This is a genomic window from Streptomyces sp. NPDC098789, assembly GCF_044759975.1.
Taxonomy (GTDB): Bacteria; Actinomycetota; Actinomycetes; order Streptomycetales; family Streptomycetaceae; genus Streptomyces.
Genome location: NZ_JBIWAJ010000005.1, coordinates 374,561 through 395,998 on the forward strand (window position 1 = coordinate 374,561; position 21,438 = coordinate 395,998).

At 70.1% G+C, this 21,438-nt stretch carries 14 protein-coding genes; 5 read left to right on the forward strand and 9 right to left on the reverse strand.

Annotated elements, in window-relative coordinates:
- Positions 1-389: 389 nt before the first annotated feature.
- The 7 genes from ACIQWR_RS14040 to ACIQWR_RS14070 form a co-directional block, all read right to left on the reverse strand.
- On the reverse strand, positions 390-1,628 hold the full coding sequence (locus tag ACIQWR_RS14040) for a TIGR02679 family protein (protein WP_404008244.1): 1,239 nt from the start codon (positions 1,626-1,628) through the stop codon (positions 390-392).
- Positions 1,625-5,770, reverse strand: a complete 4,146-nt coding sequence (locus ACIQWR_RS14045) for a TIGR02680 family protein (RefSeq protein WP_404008247.1) — start codon at positions 5,768-5,770, stop codon at positions 1,625-1,627. The genes ACIQWR_RS14040 and ACIQWR_RS14045 overlap by 4 nt, the downstream gene beginning before the upstream one ends.
- Complete coding sequence (locus ACIQWR_RS14050; protein WP_404008250.1) at positions 5,767-7,014, reverse strand: TIGR02678 family protein; 1,248 nt, start codon at positions 7,012-7,014, stop codon at positions 5,767-5,769. The genes ACIQWR_RS14045 and ACIQWR_RS14050 overlap by 4 nt, the downstream gene beginning before the upstream one ends.
- The gene (locus ACIQWR_RS14055) at positions 7,011-8,567 is read right to left on the reverse strand and encodes a TIGR02677 family protein (RefSeq protein ID WP_404008500.1); all 1,557 of its coding nucleotides are present in this window, start codon (positions 8,565-8,567) and stop codon (positions 7,011-7,013) included. The genes ACIQWR_RS14050 and ACIQWR_RS14055 overlap by 4 nt, the downstream gene beginning before the upstream one ends.
- 169 nt (positions 8,568-8,736) lie before the next feature.
- A complete protein-coding gene (locus ACIQWR_RS14060) occupies positions 8,737-10,914 on the reverse strand; it encodes a hypothetical protein (protein ID WP_404008253.1) in 2,178 nt (725 codons plus the stop codon).
- Between the two features lie 2 nt (positions 10,915-10,916).
- Positions 10,917-11,744 (reverse strand): hypothetical protein, encoded by an 828-nt coding sequence (locus tag ACIQWR_RS14065; protein ID WP_404008256.1) that lies wholly within the window; start codon positions 11,742-11,744, stop codon positions 10,917-10,919.
- Positions 11,745-11,779: 35 nt separating this feature from the next.
- On the reverse strand, positions 11,780-12,616 hold the full coding sequence (locus ACIQWR_RS14070; protein WP_404008259.1) for a VWA domain-containing protein: 837 nt from the start codon (positions 12,614-12,616) through the stop codon (positions 11,780-11,782).
- Between the two features lie 540 nt (positions 12,617-13,156).
- Between ACIQWR_RS14070 and ACIQWR_RS14075 the strand changes: the two genes are divergently transcribed.
- Genes ACIQWR_RS14075 through ACIQWR_RS14085 form a run of 3 tightly spaced genes read left to right on the forward strand, consistent with a single transcriptional unit; the run spans position 13,157 to position 16,058 of the window.
- Entirely contained in the window at positions 13,157-13,327 is a 171-nt protein-coding gene (locus ACIQWR_RS14075; RefSeq protein ID WP_404008261.1) for a hypothetical protein, read from the forward strand.
- Positions 13,324-14,805, forward strand: coding sequence for an N-6 DNA methylase (locus tag ACIQWR_RS14080; protein WP_404008264.1), 1,482 nt, complete (start codon positions 13,324-13,326; stop codon positions 14,803-14,805). The genes ACIQWR_RS14075 and ACIQWR_RS14080 overlap by 4 nt, the downstream gene beginning before the upstream one ends.
- A complete protein-coding gene (locus ACIQWR_RS14085) occupies positions 14,805-16,058 on the forward strand; it encodes a hypothetical protein (protein ID WP_404008267.1) in 1,254 nt (417 codons plus the stop codon). The genes ACIQWR_RS14080 and ACIQWR_RS14085 overlap by 1 nt, the downstream gene beginning before the upstream one ends.
- Before the next feature lie 119 nt (positions 16,059-16,177).
- Here ACIQWR_RS14085 and ACIQWR_RS14090 read toward each other — a convergent pair whose 3' ends face one another.
- Together ACIQWR_RS14090 and ACIQWR_RS14095 are read right to left on the reverse strand one after the other, a co-directional pair.
- The gene (locus ACIQWR_RS14090) at positions 16,178-17,512 is read right to left on the reverse strand and encodes a class I SAM-dependent RNA methyltransferase (RefSeq protein WP_404008270.1); all 1,335 of its coding nucleotides are present in this window, start codon (positions 17,510-17,512) and stop codon (positions 16,178-16,180) included.
- Between the two features lie 175 nt (positions 17,513-17,687).
- Positions 17,688-19,754 (reverse strand): APC family permease, encoded by a 2,067-nt coding sequence (locus tag ACIQWR_RS14095; RefSeq protein ID WP_404008272.1) that lies wholly within the window; start codon positions 19,752-19,754, stop codon positions 17,688-17,690.
- Positions 19,755-20,049: 295 nt separating this feature from the next.
- On the opposite strand from ACIQWR_RS14095, the gene ACIQWR_RS14100 reads away from it, so the two are divergent.
- Complete coding sequence (locus tag ACIQWR_RS14100; RefSeq protein ID WP_354379042.1) at positions 20,050-20,718, forward strand: TrkA family potassium uptake protein; 669 nt, start codon at positions 20,050-20,052, stop codon at positions 20,716-20,718.
- Entirely contained in the window at positions 20,715-21,377 is a 663-nt protein-coding gene (locus ACIQWR_RS14105; protein WP_283449663.1) for a TrkA family potassium uptake protein, read from the forward strand. The genes ACIQWR_RS14100 and ACIQWR_RS14105 overlap by 4 nt, the downstream gene beginning before the upstream one ends.
- Positions 21,378-21,438 lie beyond the last annotated feature (61 nt).

Consider the following 21,438-nt stretch of genomic DNA (forward strand, 5'->3'; position numbering starts at 1 on the left):
CATCATCCACCGCAGGGGGCGCCCGTCCCGGCCTGACGGTTGCCCGCGATGTGCTCTTTCACCAGAGAGAGCAGTTCGTCCCGGCTGCGGGATTCAAGCTAGGTGGCGAGCCGCCGGCCCCGAGACGCAGCGGCGGCCCGGTGACGGGGAACGGACCCCGCCTGTCGTAGGCCGACCCCGAACAGGGCCCCGACAAACGCCTGCCCGACCTCGCATGCGAGCGCCCGCGCCTGCCACCGGACCCTCGCCACGGAGCGCGGGTGCACCACCTACATGACCACCCTGCGTGCCGACCAAAGACGCAAACAAACGAAAGCTGCTGGCGATGCTCGACCAGCACGGCCTGTAGCCCCTCGCTCTCATCCGGGGCCCGGACGTGTCGCGCTACCTCATCCCGCGAGGTCCCTCAGCAGCACATCCAGTACCGCCTCCTCCTCTATGCGCACTCCGTGTTCGGTGAGGGCCGGCGCCAGATCCAGGTCCCATGGCGAGGGGGCCACGACCCCGGTCAGGGGCCGCGGAGCGTGATGGGCGGCCTTCACGGCAGCCCGGTAGTCGACGGCCGAGTAGCGCCAGGGCTGCCACGGCACGTGCTGGTGCAGCGTCGTGGCGATGCGCAGGCCGCCCCAGTCGAAGTCGCCGTGGTAGCGGAAGGTGGCACCGAGCTCGTGGAGGTGTGCCAGGAGGGCCAGGGCGGCAGCCGACGGCTGGCCCTGGAGGCAGACCAGCGGGAGGGCATCGGGGCCGTGGGTGTCGGCCGCGGCCGACAGAACGGCGGGATTCTCACAGATGTGGACCACCGGCGGCGCGGTCCGGGGCGGACGGTGGGCGAGCTGGCGAAGGGTGAGAACGCACGGTTCCCCCGTCTCGGCCATCCAATCCAAAGCCGGGGTCCCACGGAGGTTGAGCGTGAGGACCGTGGACGAGACGTCGTCACGGAGCAGGCCCGCGGAGGCCCAGGCGGCCCGCCGCCAAGCCCCGCCCGCCCCGTCCGGGTGTCCGGTGAGCACACGGATGCCCGAGATGCAGAGCGTCGCCGCGGGCGTCCCGTCGTCCAGTGCGTGGGCGCTGCCCAGGACGTCCGCGGCGAACACGGACAGGGAGCGCGGCGGCTCGGCCGGCAGCTCTCGCAGGACGCGGGCCACTTGGTCGAGCAGCGGTCCAGCGGCCTCGGGCGTAGCGGCGATACGTCGCAGCAGGAGGCCGCCTTCGCACACCCGGGCGGCCCATTCCGCGAGGGCCGGAACCTCCCCGGCGAGTGCAGTGAGCGGAGCGTATGCCTCCGCCCAGGCCTGCTCCTCACTGCGGCGGACCTCATCAAGAGGGACGACGGGCCCGGTGAGCGTCGTCACGGCCACCTTCAGGCCCTCGGGGCTGATACCCGATCTGACCAGTACGGCGTCCACGGTGTCGAGCCGAACCGTCAACGCCCTGCCACCACCCGGAGCCCGGCCCAGCAACCGCTCGGCCGCGACCCGTTGGGCCGGGTTCGGCGCGGCCAGCGAGACGGGTCCCGTGAGCGGCTGCCCGCGTTCCAGCCGGCGGCGCACGCGCTCCACCAGCCAGGCCAGATCGGGCCCGCCGAGCAGACGGCGCAGGCGGGCTTCGTCGACCGGAGCCCTGTTCACGTCCACAGGGGCTCCGGGTCCGGCGTCCGCACCGGGTCCTCATGACGAGTACGGGCCGTGCCGTTCCATTCCCAACGGGTGACCAGAACGGCAGCCACCTCGTCGACGCGGGACAGCTGGGCGATGGCGATGCCCGGCACCTGCGGGTAGCAGGCCCATTCCCGCTCGCTGGTCATGACCACATCCAGGTCGAAGGCGTGCAGGAGACCGAGGCACTTGGCGCGCGAGTCGTCGTCGACCCCGGCGAACGCCTCGTCCAGGGTGACCAGCCGTGGTGCGTACGGGCTGGCCGCGCTCGCGTAGTGCGAGGAGGCCGCGGCGAACAGGGGCACGGAGACCGCCAGGACACGCTCGCCTCCGGAAGCGGGACCGGTGGCGGACACCCAGCGGCCGTGCTGCTGCCGCTCGACGGCGAACTCGTGCCAGGAACGGTAGTCGAGCGCCGCCGTGAGGTGTTCCAGCCAGCTGCCGGCCGCGTCCTCGGTCTGCTGACGGGCGATCTGCGTCTGGAGGAACTCACCGACCGCGGCCCGGTCCTGGGAAGTCCAGGCATCGGCGGTCTGGAGCAGTCGGCCACGCGCCTGGGCGAGGCCGGCGGGAGCCTTGCGGGAGGCCCGCCACACCAGGCGCAGGGTCATGCCCGTGGAAGTCGGTCGACCTTCCAGTTCGGCATTCATGGCCAGCACCTGACGTTCGGCGGTGGCGATCAACTCCTGAAGGGTTCCCGCGACCTCGGTGATGAGGTGGGTTTCGAGAATTTCACGTTCGTTCGCGGAGAGGATGCGGGTGAGTTCGCCGACCTCGACCGCCAATGCTTCGGCTAGTTCGGGTACCGCACGCTCGCGACCCTGGTAGACGATGTCGACGACCATCCCGTCCTCGACCATTCGTGCCGAGGCGGAGTGGCCGTGCCGGGACAGTGCGTCCTGCAGGGTTTTGAGCTCTTCGCTCAGACGCCGCTGTACGCGCTCCCAAGCACCATCCGAGTCGTCGGTGGTCGACAGTTCCGATTCGAGGGAACGGGCGAGGGCAATGGCCGGGGTGGCCGCCCACGGCCCGTCGCCGGCGGCCGGTACCGCGAGATCGGGAAGTGCGACCGTGATCAGCCCGGTGACGGTGAAGCGCTGGAGCGCGGCGATGGCTTCGGAACGCGCGGCGGCAGCGTCGTTGACGGCCTTCTCCAGCTGTACGATCCCGCCTTCGGCCTGGTTCGCCCGCCGGTCCGCCGCCGTGCGTCGGTCCTGGGTCGACCGCTGATCTGCAGCGCAGCGGCGAAGGGACTCCGCGGTCTCTGCGAGCCGCCGTTCCAGCTCGGCCACGGCCGCGCCCACGGTCGAGCGCAGCGTGGTGAGCCGCTCGTCCGCGGCTGCTGCCTCGCGCGCGGCGTCCTCCGCGCGCAGGGCGAGTTCGGCGGTGCGCTCCCCTGCCCGGCCGGCTTCCTCACGCTCCTCCTGCGCCTGCCGTGCCGCCTCGGTCCGCTCGCGCAGTGCGGGCCAGAGTGCGGCCAGGACGGCCGCGAGGTCGATGAGGGCCTGCCGTACGACGGCCAGCGCCGGCCGGTCCGGGGGCAGACCCAGATCGGCGGCGGCCTCCTGGAGCTCGGCGCTCGCCGACTCCGACCGTTCAGCTGCGGCCAGCACGTCGGCGGCCCACACCGCACGACGGGACCGGGCCCGGCGCGCGGTGTGGGCCGCAGCCGCCGCACGCGCGTGCGCCCGGGTCAGCGGCCCGTCGTCGGGCACCGCGGCCAGCTCGGCGTCGAGCGTACGGCGACGGCTCTCCCACACCTGCGCGTGCGCGGCCTCGGATGCCGCCTCCTGCTGAAGGAGGGTGAGTTCGCCGCGCAGGGCGGTGATTCGGGTGCGCCGCGCGGCCTCCCGGGCGCCCTCGCCGATGTACTCGGCCGCGGGTTTGGCCCACCGGCCGATGAGGACGCCTACGCGGTATCGGCCGTCAGGGTCCACCCACGTCTCCCCTGGCGGCTCGTTGCCCCCTGGACCGGCACCCGCCTCCGTGTCCCCGGCAACCGCGCCGAGGCCGATCGCCGCGAGGAGTCGACCCACCGCCTCCTCACCCACGTGGGCCGCCTGTGCATCGCCGTGGTCGACGGCCGGGCGCAGCACGTCGGCGAGCGACGGCCCGTCGACCGGTCCCCTCCGCGCGTCGAGGAGTACGTCGTGACCTTCCGCCGTCAGGGCCGCGCCGTCGGGCCGCACCCACGCGTCCAGCAGCCCGGCCGCCTCCAGGGCCGCCTCCAGACCGGCGCGCTCCTGGTCCGCGGCCCCGCCCCGGAAGTCGACCAGCCGCCACAGCGGAGCGCCGGGCACCTGATCGCGCAGGCCAGGGGTCCGGGTGTACGGGGCCAGCGGTCCGCGGCGGCCGCCGGCCTCCAGCTCGGCGAGCTCCTGTGCCGTGTCTCGGGCGCGGGCAGCCAGGGCCGCCCTGCGCTGCGTCGATTGCGCTGCCCGGTCGGCGAGTACCGCCGCCGCGGAGCTGTGTGCGGCCGATCCGTGCCGACGTGCCGGGTAGGGCCCGTCCTGGTGTCGGGTCCACTCCTGGAGCTCGTCCAGCAATCCGACCGGGTCGGCGTACACGAGCTCCTCGCACCGGCCCGTGTGCTCGCGTACGGCATCCACCAGGGCCCGGCCCGCGGCCGTCACGGTCTCGTCGGCCGCGCTCTGTTCCTCGGCGGCGTGCGCCAGATCGGCTTCCGTCTCGTCGAGCCGCAGCGCGGCGGCCCGGTGCTCGGCCACCGCCGCCTCGGCCCGGTCCGCGAGCTCCTCGGCGTGCGCGAGGGTGCGGTGGCGGCGGTCGGTCGCGGCGGTCACGGCGGTGCGCAGTTCGGCCTCCGTCAACCCCGCGTCCCCGGGCAGGTCCAGCCGGGCCACTTCGGCGGTCTCCCGCGCGAGCCCAAGCGCGTCCTCGACACGGTGCAGGGCGGCCCGGAGCCGGTTCTCCGCCGCCCCGAGGCGGCCGAGCGCCCGTGTGTGCCGCAGCGCGGCCTCCTCCCGGTCGCCACGCGCGCGTGCGCTGTCCTGCCCGCACCGCTCCAACGCCTTCGCAGCCCGCTCCAGTTCATGAGCACTGCGCATCTCCGGGCCCTCGCGCAGGGCCGCGTCGACGGCCTCCAGTCGCGTCTGCGTCTCGGTGAGCGCGGCGATCCGCTCATCGGCCGCCGCCCGCTCCTCCTCGGCCGTGGCCTTCTCGGCCTGTGCCTCGGCGAGGTCACGCAGCAGGTGCTCGTACTTCGAGTGCTCGCTGCGCGGGAGGCGTGCGCGGCGGCGGGAGGCGATGCGGGCATAGCGCCGGTAGTGGTCGAGGAAGGCGGAGGCCGCGCGCTCGGCCGCTCCGGCGGCCCGTAGCTCGTCCTTCTCCTCGTCCAAGGATCGGAAGGCCTCGGCCACGTCCGCGATCACCGCCTGGTCCATGGGCGGGAGAGCTTCGGTAAGGGCGCGGGAGAGGGCCACTTCGTTGGGGCGCTTGGACAGTTGGGGCTGGCGCAGCTGGATGAGCAGGTCCACCAGGGCGCCGTAGCGCTGTTCACCGAGCCCGAAGAGCGCTTCGTCGACGGCCCGGCGGTAGGTCTTGGCCTGGTCGTAGACCATCCCGTGTCCGGCGACCGCCTCGATGAGCCGGTCCCGGGACAACACCGTGCCGGTGGCGTCGAGGAGGCTGAGCGCCCCCTGCGACCTCGCCCCGGCCGGTGCGTGGTCGATCCGCTGGGCGGTCACGGCCCACCAGTGCCGGGCGATACCGCGCCCGCTGACGGCCTTGAGTCCGCAGAGGAGCGTGCGGAACTGCTCCTCGCCGCTCACCTCGTCCCGGCGGCCGAACTCCACCCAGGTGTAGCCGAGCCGTTCGGAGTGCGGGTGCTCACCGCCGAGCAGCAGATTCCACTCCATCCTCTTTCCGGCGTCTCCGTCGGGTTCCACCCGGCGCGCACTCAGGTCCCCGTCGAGGAGGAAGGGCAGGGTCAGGGCGAGCACCTTGGACTTGCCGGTCCCGTTGTTCCCCCGGAGCAGCAGCCGGCCGTCGCGGAAGTGGAACTCCTCCACGTCGTAATGGAAAAGATCGACGAGACCGATCCGCAGGGGCTGCCAGCGGTCGCGCGCGGGGGCCGGGAGTACGGCACGGGGGGTCAACGCTGGTGGGCCTTTCGCTGCGCGGGCACCGGAGAAGTGCCTATCGTTCGGGGTTCGAGCACGACGGTCTCGCCGACCGCGTACCGGGCGAGCGCCGGGCGCGGCACCACCCCATCCGGAGTGCGGGAGACGAGTCCCAGGCCGGCGAGTCGACTGACGGCCTGCTCCACCAGCTCTCCCTCGGCTCCCGGTTCACGGGCCGACTTGGCCCAGAAACCTCCGTGTTCGGCGGCCAGTGCGGCAACGCGGCGCTCAAGGTCTGCGGTGGAGACGACCGGTTCTTCGGCCCTCGTGAGGTACTCGGCGAGCAGAAGGGTGACGTGGCCGTGGGTTCCCGACTCGGGCATCCGCACGTCGGTGAGGTCGTCCTCGGGGTCGACCATGGCGATGCCTTCGGCCCTGACCTCGGCCACCAGGCCCGTCAGTTCGGTGATGCGCGCGGTGAGGAAGCCGCGCTGGCGGGTGAGGTAGCCCAGCTCGGCGTCGGTCAGCTCGTCGTAGTAGAGCACGGGGTCGTCCAGCAGTCGGCGGGTCAGCGAGCGGCGCATCGCGCGGAACCGGAGCTCGTCACTGTCGAGGGCCGTTTCGGCGGTGAGCCCGACGAGCCGCTCGTGCAGGGTCGCGGCCCGGATGGTGGACGGGCCGCGCCGGGCCGCGAGCAGCCCGGCGAGCACCCGCCGTTCGACGTCGTACAGAACGTCTCCGGCGCCGCTGACGTACGCCTCCTCGTCGCCGGCGACGCGCCGCAGCACGCCCAGGCTGAGCAGGAGGCGTACGACGGCTGCCAGGTCGAGCCGCTCGTCGCGCCGGTCCAGGGTGAACTGGATTCGTGTCGCGGCCAGCTGGGGATCAGCGGCGTCGAGGACGACCTGGTCGGCGAGGTGGCCGAGGGCGATCTGCGCCTCGCCGCGTTCGAGGGCGGCGAGGGCGAGACAGAGCAGGACGTACCGGCGGCGGCTGAAGGGAGCGGCACTGCGCGTGGCCTCGCGGGCCGGGTGGGTGGCATCGGCGAGGTGGGCCGGTATCTTGCCCAGCCGGGCGGTCTCGGCGTCCACCTGGAGGGACCAGCCTGTGTTGCGGTCGAACCACTCGCGCAGGTCGGAGGCGTGCCGCCGGACGAGACGGAACTCGTCGGCGTACGCGCCGCCGGCGAGCAGCAGGGGCTGCTTCAGCAGGGCGCGGGCGGCCTTGCGCAGCTCCGCGGCATGCTGGCCGTCCAGCACTTCGGCGAGCGGAGTGCTCATCGTCCGTCGCCTCCTTCCGCCAGTTCAATGATCTCGATGGTGTGGTCGGGGCCACGGAAGACGCCGCCCTGCGTGCGCACTTCAGTCACGGACCCGTCGGCCAGGGCGGTGAGCCGGATCTCCATGGACCCGTCGTTGCTGGTGGCCACCGTGTGCGTCATACCGGGCCGCCAGGTGGCCAGCGCATCCCCGAGGAGCTGGAGGAAGAGCCGGAAACTGACGGGATCGAGCTCACCGAGCCCGGACAGCCGGGTGATGCCGTCGGTGACCAGGCGGGCCCGCGCTGCCGCGATCTCCGCGGCCTGCTTGACGGCCACCTCGGCGAGCCTTCGGCGCGCATCCTGGCGGTCCTCCACCTTGCGGGGCTTGCCGCGCCGCTCATAGCTGCCGGTACGGCGCAGCTGCGGGCTGATGCGCAGCGGCGCGGCGGCGGCCCACGGGGTGGAGGCGGGCTCGGGACGGGCGACACGGGCGGCCAGCGTCTCGGCGTCCACGGTCAGGTGCCGGGCCGGGTACAGCCCGAAGGCGGTGCGCCACAGTCGGTGCCGGGCGTCGTCGTCGGGAGCCTCGGCGAACCAGCGGGCGAGCGTACGGAAGTCGGCGGACCGGTCGGAACGACCGGCCCTGCGTTCGTTCAACGACCTTACAACGGCCAGCAGTTGTGGCACCGCACCGAGCGCACGGCCGCGCAGCAGCCGGGCCTGCGATTCCCGGCCGTCCCGGCTGAGGAACCAGGCCGCCAGCCCGGCCCACCGGCCGGCCCACCGCTCGTACGCGGCCTGCTCGGCGTGCGCGGCCTCCTGCGGCGTGGCATCGGCGGCCTCACGGGCGGCGGCGGCCCGCAGCAGCGCCTCGATGCTCCCGCCCTCCTCCAGCTCCAGGATCAGCCGGGCGATGCGGCCGCCGAGGGTGATCAGGTCCTGGATGAAGCGCTCCAGGTACTGGATGAGCTGGTCCTTGTAGGCGAGGAAGACCTCCTCCCCCACGTCATGCAGGTCGATGGTCCGCTGGAGCGACCCCATGAAGGCCCGCGCGTTGTCGGCGAGCGCGGCGAAGCGGCTAGCGAGCCCGTCGAGCGCTAGATGTGTCTTGGCCGGATCCGGTTCGTCCTCGGCCGCGAGCACCAGCAGGGCCCGTAGCTGGGTCACGATGTCGTGCAGCGCAACGGCCTGGAGCGCACCCCGCCGCCCGAGTACCTCGTCGTAGACGGCCAGGGCCTCCTCGGCCGCCTCCCCCTCCCGGGTGAGTTGGTAGATGAAGCGCTTGCGATAGAAATCCTCGACGGCCGTGACCCGCCCGGTGTCCGGATCGGCCCGCAGGTTCCCCCACACGACCAACTTGTCCAGCGCCCCGACCACCCCCTCCAGCCCGCCGGGCCGTACGTCCGCGGACAACCCGGCGAAGACGTCCTCGGGCCGCAGATGCACGGCGAACCGCTCCTTGGCGACGCGGAAGGCCCGCATCACCCCCCGGTAGAGCAGCACGTTCGGAGCGGCTAGATGCGCAAAGGGCCCGTACCCGTCCGGCGGGCCCTCCACCTGCGGGGAAGTCATGTCCATTGCCCACCATCCTCCTGGACCGCGGTCCATGATCGACAGAGACTTTGGTACTTGGCCGATTCGCACCGGGTACTGATCGTGCCGGGCCGACAACGACGTCACCACATGATGGAACCGTGTTCGACGCGCGGCCCGGCACCCCTCGACCCAACCGGTCGAAGGCTCAGCGACCGACGTACAGGAAGCGCACGTAGCGCGGATACGAAAGCCCGCGCTGCTGGAGCCTCGCAGTCTCCAGCGCGGTGCTCAGCGTTCCGTGAAGGGCGCTGTCCTGCTGGAGCACGACCGTGCGTCGACCGAACTCCTGCCTCTCCTGCCGAGCCCGATCCCCGGCAAGGGTGTTCTCCCGGGCAAGTCGCTCCTGCCCCTCGTCCAACCTCTTCCGCGCCAGCAGCCGCGCACTCTCGGCATCGGACTCCACGGCCTTGCGCTGGTCGGTGAGCTGGGCTCGGCGGCGACCGATACCTTGCTCGATCGACTGCCGCTCCGGGCGACCGAGGGCCGTCGGCTGCTTGGCCACGGCGGACGCGACCACGGCCTTGCGCCAGACGTCCAGGGCGATGGCCTTTGCCTCGCCGATTCCGTGGACGTTGGCGACCCGGCCGCCAGGCAGGACGAGCACCGCCCCCGTGGTGTTGTACGGGCTGTGCTGCACAGCCCGGTAGCCGGTGAAGTCAGCGGCCGTCCGAATGCCGTGAGCAGCAAGGCGAGCAGCGAGTGTCGGCCCGATACCGTGTGGCGGCGACTGCACGATCAGCCTCCGACTCAGCTGATCCCGAACATGAGCGGCCTGCTTGTCGGCAAGTGCCTTGGCCAACGCCTTGCGGAGTTCGTCCGAGAGCCCGTCGATCTTCCTGTCCGTGTCCCGCTGCTTGCGCGCCTTGCGCTTCTCCGCTTCCGTGAGCGCGGCGTGGTACTCGGCCGTGACCTTGTCCTGGGCCCGGGGGTAGGCGGCGCTCCGGTCCGACTCCGCCGCGTCGAGCTTCGCACGATCCTTGCGGAGCTTCGCCGCCGCCTTCTGCGGGTCTTCGATCCGGCCCAGCTGGTGCGTCAACACGGCCATGACAGCCCGGGACTGCGACCGCTCGGCGCGACGGCTCCGAGCGAACACGGTCATCGCGGCGGCGAGGACGAGCGGTACCCCTGCCGCGGCTGTTTGCGCCGTGAGCCCGACGATGAACATCAGGACGGTCATCACCAGGGCAAGGGGCCACAACAATGCTGCCATGACGTCCAGCGGCGTACGGGTGCGAAAGCTGCCCGGCGCGATCGCGGCAGCCGCGGCCGGCGTCGGCACGTCCCGCGCGGGGACGTGCCCGGCCATCCAGCCGGGCAGTCCCCCCGTACCGGCGGCAACGCTGGAGGGGGCCGGCACCGAAGTGCTCGCCGTAGTGGAAGGCCGTTGGTTCGGGACGGCCCGGGCGAGCGGGGGAAGGAGGTCCAGGGGCTGAAAGGCCAGGGCCCTGACCTGGTCCGCGAGGCCCCGCACCATCCGGTCGGGATGGGCGAGCAGCGTCCGGAGCCCCGTGGACCCGGCCGGATTCTTGAAGTCGTCCTCCGCGAGCAGGAGGAACTCGCCGCTCGGTTCGTGCAGCCGGTTCCACAGTGCCGGGTCGGCAGCGATCGCCTTGAGTGACAGGAAGATGACCCAGGCGGAGAACCGGTCCAGCGTCGATCCGAAGTCGTCGTTCCCCCGCATGGGTGACTGATAGTTGCGGTGACCTCTCTCGGTCCCGCCCAGGCCGGCGAGCTCCGGCACGTACATGCCGTCGTAGTCGACCAGACGGAAGGTGTCATCGCTCGCAACGAGCAGATTGCCGTGCTGGAGGTCACCGTGGGCGATCTCGTGTACCGACAGATCGCGGGTCAGACCTTCGAACCGGTCAGCCAGGCGGTCGACGGCGAACCGGTCCGCATGATTGTCCTCCAGCCACGAGGAAAGAGTGACGGCCTCGATCCACTCCATTTTGAGAACGGGGAAGAGGCCCGTCCCCACACGGATCGCATCGGGAAGATACTCGAAACCGAGGTTCCAATGCTGAGACAGCTCAGCCGAGTCCAGCCGAGCGAGTCGGGCACTGATGGCCTGGTAGCGGCGCTCCTGATCGGCGACGTGCCGGGTGAAGCACTTGACCGCGTACCTCTGCCCCGAGGCGGCGGAGGCCAGCGAGAACACGCTCGCGAAGGCGCCGGATATCGCACGGGGCAATCCGAGCTTGGTCAGTTCTGGTCGTGCGCCCTTGAGTTCGGGGTGCTGGAAACACAGCTGCGTGTGCTGCAGGGCTTCCGCGTAGGCTGCGCCGCTGGGGAACTGCACCTGCGGTCCGGTGGGCGGGGACACGGTCACCGCCCTTCGAAATCGATCCGTACGACTGCCACATCGTCGTTGCGCAGCTGCTGGCGCTCCCGCAGACCGTCCAGCCATTCCCTGAATCCACCCAAGTCACTGGGTCCGGAGAAGTCCAGCAACTGACGTATGGCGCCGTCCTGGTCAGGAACCGACAAGAACCAAGCAGCCAGAGCATCGGTCATCAGGATCAGCCTGTCCCCGGGCCCACAACGGCCTTCGGCGAACCGAGTCCGGCGGGCCAGCAGCGCCGCGTCGTGATTGCGGCTACCGAACAGGTCCGGCACCGTACCGAACTCCTCGGCCGAGCTCACGGGGAACGTCTCGACCAGCCGGTTATCGTGCAGCTGGAACAGACAACTGTCCCCCAGCGCAGCGGCTCGCCACCACCATCCCGGTTCGGAGGTGTCGGCGCCGGTGTCGCCGTCGGGTCGAGGAGCAGGATCGGGGTCGACACGCAGGGTGAGCAGGGTCGCGTAGGCACCCTCGGCGAGCTTGGTGTGCTCGTACCACTTCAACGGGCGCCCCTCCTCTACGCGCCCTTTCGTGTACTGGGCGAGCCAAGGGTCCCACTGGGCGACGGCCGAGGCGGCGAACCCTTCGAAGGCGGCGCCACCGGCCAGCATTTCCGGTCGCTCCATGGCGTACTCGGCCGCCGCTGCGGACAGCAGGCGTGCCCAGTTCTTGGCCAGGGCACTCTCCGTGGCCCCGTCACACACACCTGCGGTGAAGGGCCCCAGCAGCATGTGATCGTGCGAACAGTTCGGGAGCACAGCGACGGCATCCTCGCATTCCTCGTCCGTGCTGCCGTACTTGGGAGCCACGAGGTGAGTGACGTACACGCAGGATGACGAGGTGGTCACCGCAGTTCGGTGGCACGGGTGCCGATGTCGAGGAACTGGACGACCGTGGTGATGTCCGCGTTGTAGACGAAACCGCGGGTGGTTTCGCTGACTTTCTGGCCCTGGGAAGCAGCGTAGGAACGCATGTGGCTGGGCAGAGGGCTCGACATGCTGAAGAGCGTGCGGGCGTAACTGTCGGGGAGCCCGTCGGCGGTGTCGGGGAACGCAGTGGGTGTTCCACCCGCCGCCGAGACGTGCAGGTTGAACAGCAGGGCAGCCCCGTCGGCCGTGGCGTGCGACGTGATGGCTTCGGCAGCTGCGCCGGGGTCGCCGTCGGTCGACTCTCCGTCCGTCAGATTGATGACGATCGGCGGAAAACCGGCCGGGTAGCGCTCGGTCCACCCGGCGACGAGGTTCGCGGCGTACTTCAGAGCGCGGTTCATCGGTGTGCCGCCGTGGGCGACCGGGTCCATCCACAGCGGGAAATTGACCAAGGTCTCGACCAGACCGCCGGCACCGTCGGGCACCTTCTTGTGCCGCTCGTCGATGCGGGCCGGATTGTCGGCCACCTCGCTCAACGGAACGATGTCGCGGCCTGCGAGTGAACCCGCGAATGCCGAACCGACGGTGGCGCCGTAGCCGATGACGGCCACGTGGAAGTAGTCGCGTACGCCCTCTTCCTTCGCGCACTTGACGGACAGTTCCGTGAGGAGCCGGTTGATGGCATCGGCGACGACATCGGCCTTCTGCTGGGGGACTTCACCACCGATGGGGTCGCTCATGGATGTCGACTGATCGACGAGGAAAATAATGCTCGTCGGATTGCTGCGGCTGATCTCGGCCGTGTACGGCACGTTGCACTCCTGGCGACTGCGGAGAGGTCGGTCGTTGGAGGAGCTCACACGACATGCTGACGCCCGGACACCGACTCTCAAGCTTCAGACACCGAGATTCCCCCGGTTGCATCGTAGTCCGCGACGCCGCCGGGCGAGTGATAGTCGATCAGAACGATGCCCGCGAAACGGTGCGCTGTGGTTGTCGGACGGTCTCCATGAGTTCGGCGACGGGCGCTGCGCCTCCTGAGAGTTGACCATGCGCCGGACCGGGGTCTCGCGGCGACGAAGTGCGGAGGATCGACCTGTGCGTGGGCATGACGACCACTGTGGCCGCCGTGCCCGGCGGCCCCCGCTCCCTCAAACCCCGAACACCGTGCTCTGCCACATCACCCTCAAGAGCCTGCCGAACCCTGGCGAATCCCAAACACCGTGCTCCCTGTCGCGCAAGGAGCGCTTCCTCTACCGTCCTACCTGACAACAAGGACCCCACGGCGAGGTCCTGTTCGTCCAGGTCGCTTGATCTCAGAAGGGAATCCAATGGAACAAAGGGTGTTATTCGTGATCATCGCGGTCCTCTCGGCCCTGGTTGCTGCCCTTGCCGGCAGCCTCGTCGCGACTGTCGAGGAAGGCGGGCCCACAGTCGCCTTCAAGGCGGGGGTGGCGGCCTTCGCCGTTGCGCTCACCCTGAGCCTCGGGGTCATGGCCTCCCTCGGCGTGGTGGGCCCGTGACGGAGCAGGGGGCGCCTCGCCCGACCTCCCGGCGTACGACAGGCGTCACCCGGCAGCCGTTGCTGTTGGTCGACGAGTTGACCACCGGCTTGTCCCGTCTGATGAACGTTCATGACGCGGCTCGTCTCGTCCTCGGGCTGCTCTATCTGAGCCGGACCGCGCACACCGATTCCCCAACTTCCGTCGCCCCCACCTGGTCGTGGCTCTCACACCAGGCCGCGAAGGACGGACCCATCACAAGTGCCGTGAGCCAGTGCCTTCATCGCTGGCTCACCCTCCCCGATGACGGGGGCAGCAGAACGGGTATGCAGGATGTCGTCCCGTTCCTGCCCCCCAACATCGACTCCCTGCTGCGCAGGCTCATCCGGGCCATCGATGCAGCACAGCAGGTGGGGGACTTGCTCGATCAGTGCTTGCAGAACCTATCGGCCGCTCAGGCGCGCGGCAGCCAGTACTTCACCCCGCGCGACATCGCCCGTCTCATGATCGGCGTCTCGGTGCCTCAGGACGGTCACAGGGTGCTCGATCCCGCCTGCGGTTCCGGAGGGCTCCTGGCCGAGAGCCACCGCTACGTTCATGAGAAGGTCGGGCTGAATCCGACCATGTCGTTGGTGGGCAAGGAACAACACGCCCACACCTCCCAGGTCGCCCGTATGAATCTCGCCGTACGGGGCATCGGGGCGCGAATCGCCCCTCCGGGAGACAGCCTCGCCAGGCCGGAGACCGGCTCGTCGTACGACGTCGTCCTGGCCAACCTTCCGTTCAACCAGCCGGCTTGGGCCGCGGAGGGCCTCGCGGGGCTCCCGTACGTCGACCCTCGATGGCCGGACGGCCCCCCGCCCAGGGGGACAGCCAACTCCGCCTGGATTCTGCACATCGCGCATGCGCTCGCTCCGCAGGGTCGGGCCGCCTTCCTGATGGCCGACATCGCGGCCAAGAGCCCGCAACCTGCCACGCGAAGTCTGCGGGAACAGCTGGTCGGGGACGACATCGTCGAGTGCGTCATCGCGCTTCCACCCAGGGTGTTCGGCACTTCCGATGCCACCGCCTGTCTCTGGGTGTTGAACCGGGACAAGAGTGCGCGTTCCGATTGGGGAACCATCGACAGGCGTGGGGAGGTGCTCTTCATCAACGCGCGGCGGGCCTTCGAACTCATTCCGGATTCGAGGGCGCGGCAATTGGGCGACCGGCACTCCGAACGGATCCTGGCCACGCTCTCGACGTGGCGGGGAATGGTCGAGGAGAACTCTGCGGACGTTCCCCATCGTGATGAGGCCGGCTGGTGTCGAAGTTGCACGACCGAGGAGATCGCCCGCCGCTCCTACGACCTGATGCCGACGACGTACGCGGCGACGCCACCGGGGCAGCAGGAGGCCACCCGTAGCAGGATCGACGAGTTGAAGCGCGACCTGGCCGACAAGCTCGGCCAGGTCCACGCACTCGAACCGCGGCTGCTGGAAGCGCTGAAGGAGATCTGATGGACACCACGACCGACAGTCTTGGTCCCGAGGCATGGCGGGAGACCACCATCGCCGAATTCCCCGGACGAGCCATGTTCACCACATTCGGCGTTCTCAACGATGACGGTTCCGAGCAGCGGGCCGTGGTCAGTTCAACTCACGTCAGGGACGGGCACATCCGCACGCCTCCCGGCAACACTGCCCACCCGCCGGATGTGCGTCCCACCCGGGCCACGCTTCAGGAGGGTGATCTGGTCGTCGTACTCGTCCGTCGGACGGGCGATGCCGCGCTCGTCACCGCCCATCACTCCGGATGGACGGCGACCAGATCGGTCGGAATCATCCGAGCAGCCCCACACATCGTGCGCTGGCTTCAGATCTGGTTGCAGACACCCACGGCGAGAGCATGGATCGACGAGGAAGTGACCGCCCACGTCGAACCGACCCTGAGCCTCGACTCGCTTCGCCGCATGCCCTTCCCCCTCCCCCCGGCGAGCACGATCGCGAGGTTCCACAGAGCGATCAGTCTCATCGAGGAGAAGACGACCCTCAACAGGGCAGCAGCGCTGGCGACGTCGGAGTTGTGCGATGCGATGCACGCCGAATGGACTTCCAACAGCGCCACGTGGGAAACACGACGACTCGGCGAGGTCACCAAGGCGAAGAGCGGCACGGGCTCCGCGAAGTCGTTGGCCCCCCGCTCCGAGGCTTCGGGTATCGACGGGATCACCCCGACCGATCTCCTCGAGCTCTCGCTGCCCTACGTCAGGAGAAGCGGCTTGTGCAGCTCGGGGGACACTCGGGCGACGTGCCCCCCGGGCACAATCCTGCTGACCACTCGTCCGACCGGCGCGCACGTCGCGGTGACGCCTCGCCTCGCTTCACCCGCCAGGGGCGTCCTGGCCGTACGCCCTCAGAACCCCGTGGACACCTGGTGGCTACTGCACGAACTGAGGAGCCGGAGCAGCGCCATCGTGGGCGCCACGCAGGGCCAGAACGGACGGGAGATCTCCGCGGGCGCCTTCTCGCGCCTGAGCATCGCATGGCCTGACGTGAGCATCCGGACACGCTTCCACGAGTTGACCGACCCCCTGCACGCGATGGCGATGCAGCTCGATTCGGAGATCAGCACGCTGTCCGAACTGAAGGACGCCATCCTGCGCGACATCTCGGCAAGGGCCAACATGCTCTCGCCGCGGGATCCCGACGCCGAAGCCGACGGCATCAGCCTCCGGCCCAGCGTCGATACAACAGCGGCTGCACCGCCCTGACGGCCCATCGGGCGATGCTCCCACTGTCCGTCGAGCGTGCGTCATGTCACGAGCATCGAAGCCGATCGATATCGCCGTGACGCCCACGACACGCCTCACATACCACCCAGCCAACCCAGTCAGCCGGCCTTCGCCACCGGCTCCAGGATCGCCACGCACTCCACGTGGTGCGTCATCGGGAAGAGGTCGAAGACGCGCATCGTGCGGACCTTGTAGCCGTTGTCCTTGAAGTACGCCAGGTCGCGGGCCAGGGCGGCCGGGTCGCAGGCGACGTAGGCGATGCGGCGCGGGGAGAGGCCGGCCAGGTGGCGGACGGTCTGCTTGCCGGCGCCGGCGCGGGGCGGGTCCAGGACGATCAGGTCGCACTCGCTGATCTTGGTGCGCGGCAGGACCTGCTCGACCTTGCCGTGCTCGATGCGGACGCGCTCCATGTCCTGGAGGTTGTGCCGGGCATCCTCGACCGCGCGCTTCGTCGACTCGATGCCGAGCACCGCGCCCGTGTCGCCGAGCCGCTCGGCCAGGGCGCCCGCGAAGATGCCGACGCCGCAGTAGAGGTCGAGGGCCATCTCGCCCTTGCGCGGCATCAGGCCCTGCATGACGGCCTTGACCAGGGTGTCGGCGGCCTGCGGGTGGATCTGCCAGAAGCCGCCCATGCCGACGCGGTAGGTGCGGCCGTCGGAGCGCTCGCGGACGAAGGCGCGGCCGTGGACGCGGTGGACGCCGCCGTCCTTCTCCTCGACCCGCAGGACCGAGACGGGCTTGTCCAGCTCGACCAGCGGCAGGCGGCCGCCGGGCTGCGGGGTGAGGACGACCTGGCGGTCGCCGGAGCCGGAGGCGGCGATGGCCTCGACGGAGGCGAGCTGGGGCCACTCGCGCTTCTCGATGCCCAGCTCGGTGACGCCCGGGGCGGCGATCAGGCACTGGTCGACCGGCTGGATGTCGTGCGAGCGGTGCTTGCGCAGGCCCGCGTGGCCGTCCTCGTCGATCGCGAACTGCACCCGGGTGCGCCAGGCGGGGACCTGTCCGGCGGGCAGCTTGTCGCCCTCAGCCGGCAGGACCGTACCGTCCCAGCCGGCCTCTTCGGGGGTGAGCCCGGCCAGGCGCAGGAGCTGCTCGGCCACCACCTCGCCCTTGAGGCGGCGCTGCGCGCCGGGCTTGGCGTGCTGCCAGTCGCAGCCGCCGCACTTGCCCGGGCCGGCGTAGGGGCACGGGGCCTCGATGCGGTCCTTGGAGGCTTCGAGCACGGTCACCGCGTCGGCGCGCAGGAAGCGGGAGTCCTCGTCGCCCTCGGTGACCTTCGCGATGATCTTCTCGCCGGGCAGGGTGTGCCGGACGAACAGGACCCGGCCCTCGGCGGTACGGGCGATGCAGTGGCCGCCGTGGGCCACGGCGCCGACCTCGACCTCGTACTCTTCCCCGACCAGTGACTTCTTCGTCTCGTTCTGCTCGGTCATGTCGGGGGAACTCCAAGGTTCAAGGGCGAGAATCCGCACGGGCGTGCGGGTCGTGCGGGGCGTACGGGAAATGCGGGGCGGGCGCACGGGAACGGCCGGACGACCGACCCACCAGTTTACGTGGATCTCGTCCGGCCGTTCACCAACCAGCGACCGCGGCTACTTCGCGGCCGTGCTACTTCGCGGCCGTGTCCTTCGACTTCGGCGGCCTGGGCGGGCGCGGCGTGTCCACGGGGCCGCGGCGCACCGCACCCGGGGCGTTCCAGTCCTGGCGCCGCTTGGCGCGCTTCTTCGCCAGCTCGGAGGACTCCAGCTGGTAGGGCACCGAGGTGACCATCACGCCGGGGGTGAAGAGCAGCCGGCCCTTGAGCCGCAGCGCGCTCTGGTTGTGCAGCAGGTGCTCGTACCAGCGTCCGACGACGTACTCCGGGATGTAGACGCTGACGGCGTCGCGCGGGTTCTCGCTGCGCAGCCCCTTCACGTACTCCACCACCGGCCGGGTGATCTCCCGGTACGGCGAGTCGAGGATCTTGAGCGGCACGTTGATCCCGCGCCGCTCCCACTCCTGGCGCAGCGCCTTCGTCTCCACCGGGTCGACGCTGATGCTGAGCGCCTCCAGGGTGTCCGAGCGGGTCAGCTTGGCGAAGGCCAGTGCCCGCAGGGTGGGCTTGTGGACCTTGGAGACCAGGACGATCGAGTGGATCCGGGAGGGCCGCACGCTGTCCTCGGAGGGCCCGTCGGCCGCAGCGATCTCCGCGGAGACCCGGTCGTAGTGCTTCCGGATCGCGGTCATCGTGCCGTAGAAGATCACCATGCCGAGCAGGGCGACCCAGGCACCGTGCGTGAACTTGGTGGCGAGTACGACGACCAGCACCAGCCCGGTGAAGATCGCGCCGAAGGTGTTGATCGCCCGGGAGCGGTGCATCCGGCGGCGGGTCGCCGTGTCCCGCTCGCTCCGCAGGTGGCGGTTCCAGTGCCGGACCATGCCGATCTGGCTCAGCGTGAAGGAGACGAACACGCCGACGATGTAGAGCTGGATGAGCTTCGTCGAGTCGGCGTCGTAGATCCACACCAGCAGCATCGCGGCGCCGGCGAGCAGCACGATGCCGTTCGAGAAGGCCAGCCGGTCGCCGCGGGTGTGCAGCTGGCGCGGCAGGTACCGGTCCTGGGCCAGGATCGAGCCGAGCAGCGGGAAGCCGTTGTACGCGGTGTTGGCGGCCAGGAAGAGCACGAGCGCGGTGGCCGCGGCGAGCACGATGAACAGGAAGCTGCCGTTGCCGAAGACGGCCTCGGCGACCTGGGAGATCACCGGGTGCTGGACGAATCCGGAGCCGACCGGGACGCCCTTGTCGAGCAGGTCGCTGGCCGGCGTCTCGGCCATCTTCACGTCGGTGGCCATGGCCAGGCCGATGATGCCGCAGAACATGGTCACGGCCAGGCCGCCCATGAGGGCGAGGGTGGTGGCCGCGTTCTTGCTCTTGGGCTTGCGGAAGGCGGGGACGCCGTTGCTGATGGCCTCGACGCCCGTGAGCGCGGCGCAGCCGGACGAGAAGGCCCGTAGGAGCAGGAACACGAGCGCGAAGCCCGCCAGGCCCTGGTGTTCGGCCTTGATCTCCAGATGGGCCGTCGGGGCCTCCATCGTGTCGCCCATGACGAGGCCGCGCCAGGCGCCCCAGGCGATCATCACGAATACCGCGCCGACGAAGATATAGGTCGGGATCGCGAAGAGATTCCCGGATTCCTTCACTCCACGCAGATTCATGAGCGTGAGCAGCACGATCATGATCATCGCGGCGAGCACTTTGTGCTCGATGACGAAATCGACGGCGGAGCCGAGGTTCTCGACGCCGGAGGAGATGGAGACGGCGACGGTCAGGATGTAGTCGACCAGCAGGGCGCTGGCCACGGTGAGGCCCGCCTTGGGGCCGAGGTTGGTGTTGGCGACCTCGTAGTCGCCGCCGCCGCTCGGGTAGGCGTGGACGTTCTGCCGGTAGGAGGCGACGACGGTGAACATCAGCACGACCACCGCCACCGCGATCCACGGGCTGAAGTGGTACGCCGACACGCCCGCGATCGACAGGACCAGCAGTACCTCGCCAGGGGCATATGCCACTGAGGAGAGCGGGTCGGAGGCGAAGACGGGTAGGGCGATCCGCTTGGGGAGGAGCGTTTCTCCGAGGCGGTCGCTGCGTAGCGCCCGGCCGATCAGGATCCGTTTGGGCACGTCGGTCAGTTTGGACACGCAGAGGATCGTAAGCGTTGGGAAATTCGGCTGGCCAACCACCACCCCCGGGTCGGCGTATTTGCAGACCACAGGACCCCAACAGACGACACTGGAGTCACACTGGTGACCGCCCGTGTGTAGCTTGGGCCACGGTCTGAGACCCTGTTAAGCCTGAGCAGGTAACAAGGCTGGCCCCCGTGGAACCCCGACGCAACGCCGACGGAACTCCGATGGAACCCCGACGGAAGCCCGAAGGAAGCCCGAAAGGCGATCCACGGCAGGCCGCCAGCCGCCGACAGCCGGAAGGACGGCCGTGCACATCGTCATTATGGGCTGCGGAAGGGTGGGCTCCGCCCTCGCGCAGACCTTGGAGCAGCAGGGGCACACGGTCGCCGTGATCGACCAGGACCCCACCGCGTTCCGCCGGCTGGGGGCGTCCTTCGGCGGCCGCCGCGTCACGGGCGTCGGCTTCGACCAGGACACCCTGCGCGAGGCCGGCATCGAGGAGGCCGGGGCCTTCGCCGCGGTCAGCAGTGGTGATAATTCCAACATCATCGCCGCCCGGGTCGCCCGGGAGATGTTCGGCATCGAGAACGTCGCCGCCCGCATCTACGACCCCAAGCGCGCCGAGGTCTACCAGCGCCTCGGCATCCCCACCGTCGCGACCGTACGGTGGACCGCCGACCAGATGCTGCGCCGGCTGCTCCCGTCCGGGGCCGAGCCGCTGTGGCGCGACCCGAGCGGCGGGGTCCAGCTCGCCGAGGTGCACACCTCCGCGGCCTGGATCGGGCACAAGGTGAGCAACCTGCAGGAGGAGACCGGCGTGCGCGTCGCGTTCCTCACCCGGTTGGGCGAGGCGATGCTGCCGACTTCCCAGACCGTGCTCCAGGAAGGCGACCTCGTCCACGTGATGATGCGCACGGACGAGATCGAGAAGGTCGAGGCGGCCTTCGCCGAAGGCCCCGAGGAGGCACACGCATGAGGGTCGCGATCGCCGGCGCAGGCGCCGTGGGCCGCTCCATCGCGGGCGAACTGTTGGAGAACGGGCACGAGGTCCTCCTCGTCGACAAGGCACCGACCGCCATCTCGGTGGAGCGGGTGCCGCAGGCCGAGTGGCTGCTGGCCGACGCCTGCGAGATCACCTCGCTGGACGAGGCCGCGCTCCAGCGCTGCAACGTGGTCATCGCGGCCACCGGTGACGACAAGGTGAACCTCGTCGTCTCGCTGCTCGCGAAGACCGAGTACGGGGTGCCGCGCGTGGTGGCCCGCGTCAACAACCCGAAGAACGAGTGGCTCTTCAACGAGGCCTGGGGCGTGGACGTCGCCGTCTCCACCCCGCGCCTGATGTCGGCCCTGGTCGAAGAGGCGGTGAGCGTCGGCGACCTGGTCCGGCTGCTGCGCTTCAGCCACGGCGACGCCAACCTCGTCGAGCTGACCCTGCCGCCGGAGTCCCCGGTCGCCGGGACCCAGATCAGCGAGATCAGCTGGCCCGAGGACACCTCGCTGGTCACCATCATCCGCGGCAACCGGGTGCTGACCCCGCACCCGGAGGAGACCCTGGAGTCCGGCGACGAGCTCCTCTTCGTGGCCGCCCAGGCCCGCGAGGAGCAGCTGGAGGAACTCCTCCAGGCCCGCCGCTGACACCGGCGCGCCCTTCGTAGACGCGCACCCTTCGTAGACGCGCACCCTTCGTACACGCGCA